Below are 2,170 nucleotides of genomic sequence, written 5' to 3'. Positions count from 1 at the left end.
TTTGGGAAAAAGTGGGGAGAAGAAGGGACGGTGTGTCCCCGCTTGGGGGGTTTTGGGTCCCCTGGTGCCCTGGGAAGGTGTACCGTCCTTTGGGGCCCCGACCGGGCTTTCCGCGCCCCCACATCCGCTGTGCGGGCGCGTTCCGGAAGGTCCAAGGCAAGGTCGAAGGCAGGTATCAGCAATGCGACAGGTCACCCGCAAGGGCCTGATGACGGTGGCGGCCGCCACCGGCGTACTCGCTGCTGTGGGCGGTTACGCACACGCCGACTCGGGTGCGAGCGGCTCCAGTTCGGACTCGCCCGGCGTGCTGTCGGGCAACACGGTGCAGGCGCCGGTGCACGCGCCGGTCAACGTCTGCGGCAACACCGTGAACGTCGTCGGGCTGCTCAGCCCGGCCGCGGGCAACAAGTGTGCCAACCAGGGCCGCGGCAGCGGTTCGTCCGCGAGCCACGGGGGTGGTGGCTCGCAGGCCGGAGGGCACGCGGGCGACTCGCCGGGCGTCGGTTCGGGCAACCATGTGCAGGCGCCGGTCGACGTACCGGTCAACGTCTGCGGCAACAGCGTGAACGTGGGCGGCGTGGGCAACCCCGCGGCGGCCAACGCGTGCGCGAACGGGCCCGGTGGCGGTCACTCCACCACGCCGCCCGGCGGCGGCCACGGGACGCCGTCTCCGGGCAAGCCGTGGCAGCCGGGGCACCCCGGAGAGCCGGGTCACCCCGGGCACCCGGGTCACCATGGTCACCCGGGCGAGCCCGGTCAGCCCGGTGGACCCGGCACCACGCCCCGCGCGGGCGGCCAGACCCCCGGCGGCGCCTCGAACGTCAACCACCCGGGCGCGCAGTCCGTGGCCCAGCCCCAGGGTGGCGCGCAGCTCGCCCACACCGGCAGTGACCTGCCGATGGGTCTGCTCCTCCCGGCGGGTGCGGGGGCGCTGCTCGGCGGCGCGCTGCTCTACCGCAGGGCCCGCTCGGCGGCGTAGAACGCCTCAAGTCGGACCATAACGCCACAAGCTTCCCCAGTGGCGCGCAGAACGGAGCGGGCCCCGCACTGGTGGGGCCCGCTCCGTTTCAGCCGTCGTGGCTCACCACGTGGCTCGCACCTGGCGGATGATCCGCCGGCGCAACCGCACCCTGCGGCTGCCGTCGGGATGCAGGCTCAGGCGGTCCAACTCCCAGTGTCCGTACTCCGCATGGTCGGTCAGCAGACGTGTGGTGTCCTTGCGGGAGACCCCGCGCGGCACATAGACGTCGACAAATTCGTATTCCGGCATCGCATCTATTGTGCGGGCAGAGGCTGTGTACGGATAGCGTCTGCACTATGTCTGATGCTGCGCAGCCCACCGCTGCCGAGGTACGTGCCGCCGCCGAGGCGGTCAAGACTGCCCTCGACCGCCACCTGGCCGCGGTCGAGCGCAGGACGGGCGAGGACGACCCGGCCGTATACGAAGCGTTCAACGAGCTCGCCGCGGCGGCCGAGGAGTACGACGAACTGCTCTACGACCGCTATGACGAGGTCACCCCTTTCGAAATCCCCGGTACGGAGGACTCGCTGCCGCCCTACACGGGCCCCGAGGAGCCGAATGCGCTGAGCGTGCTGATTCGCCGGGACTACGCGGTGGTGGAGCCGCAGCGGCTGCTGGCGCAGGCCCAGCGGATCGAGGCCGTGGAGGAGGACTCCGGTATCGAGAGGACGGCCTCGGGCACGGTCCACGGCGCCCTCGGTCTGCTGTTCGGGGAATTCGAGCCGGACGAGATCGCGTCCCGGCACAAGGAATTCGGGCTGGAGGAAGGCGACTCCACGCTCTGGGTGACGGCCTCCGACGAACCGGCGGAACCGGGCGAATGGCTGGAGGCGCCCTTCGAGCAGGCGGACGCCCAGCGCATCGTCTGCCGCTTCGACGTCAGCGCGGTCTTCGACGAGGAGGCCGACGACGACCTCGAGGACGATCCCGAGCTCACCACGGATCTGGACGACGACGAGGATCTGGAGCCGCTGGACGCCGATCGCTGAGCCGGGTCCGCCACCGGTCACCGGCCGGGGCGGTGAGTCCGCTCGCCGAGCGCGCGCCGAACGACGATGAGGTGGCGGTCACCGGATCACCGGTGGACGCCCCCCCCCCATGTTTTTTCTGCTCCGTGTGTTTGGGGGTGGGTCCACCCGACGTCGGCAC

At 71.0% G+C, this 2,170-nt stretch carries 3 protein-coding genes; 2 read left to right on the top strand and 1 reads right to left on the bottom strand.

Annotation, left to right across the window (positions count from 1 at the left end; genetic code table 11):
• Nucleotides 1–181: 181 nt before the first annotated feature.
• Entirely contained in the window at nt 182–979 is a 798-nt protein-coding gene (locus ACFWM2_RS31220) for a chaplin (RefSeq protein WP_383286896.1), read from the top strand.
• Between the two features lie 102 nt (nt 980–1,081).
• Here ACFWM2_RS31220 and ACFWM2_RS31215 read toward each other — a convergent pair whose 3' ends face one another.
• Nucleotides 1,082–1,270, bottom strand: a complete 189-nt coding sequence (locus ACFWM2_RS31215; RefSeq protein WP_362071002.1) for a DUF5703 family protein — start codon at nt 1,268–1,270, stop codon at nt 1,082–1,084.
• A gap of 47 nt (nt 1,271–1,317) precedes the next feature.
• Here ACFWM2_RS31215 and ACFWM2_RS31210 point away from each other — a divergent pair, with 47 nt between their 5' ends.
• Nucleotides 1,318–2,010 carry a hypothetical protein gene (locus tag ACFWM2_RS31210; protein WP_383286894.1) on the top strand — a complete coding sequence of 231 codons (693 nt, stop codon included), beginning with the start codon at nt 1,318–1,320 and terminating at the stop codon, nt 2,008–2,010.
• The last annotated feature ends 160 nt before the right edge of the window (nt 2,011–2,170 follow it).

This window comes from Streptomyces sp. NPDC058371, assembly GCF_042723265.1.
Lineage (GTDB): Bacteria > Actinomycetota > Actinomycetes > Streptomycetales > Streptomycetaceae > Streptomyces.
The sequence above is the reverse complement of the archived record's forward strand: the minus strand, read 5'-3'. Positions and strand labels throughout refer to the sequence as shown.

Coding starts and splice junctions, on each gene's coding strand:
- ACFWM2_RS31220 (WP_383286896.1), top strand. CDS start 182: ATGCGACAGGTCACCCGCAAGGGCCTGATGACGGTGGCGGCCGCCACC.
- ACFWM2_RS31215 (WP_362071002.1), bottom strand. CDS start 1,270: ATGCCGGAATACGAATTTGTCGACGTCTATGTGCCGCGCGGGGTCTCC.
- ACFWM2_RS31210 (WP_383286894.1), top strand. CDS start 1,318: ATGTCTGATGCTGCGCAGCCCACCGCTGCCGAGGTACGTGCCGCCGCC.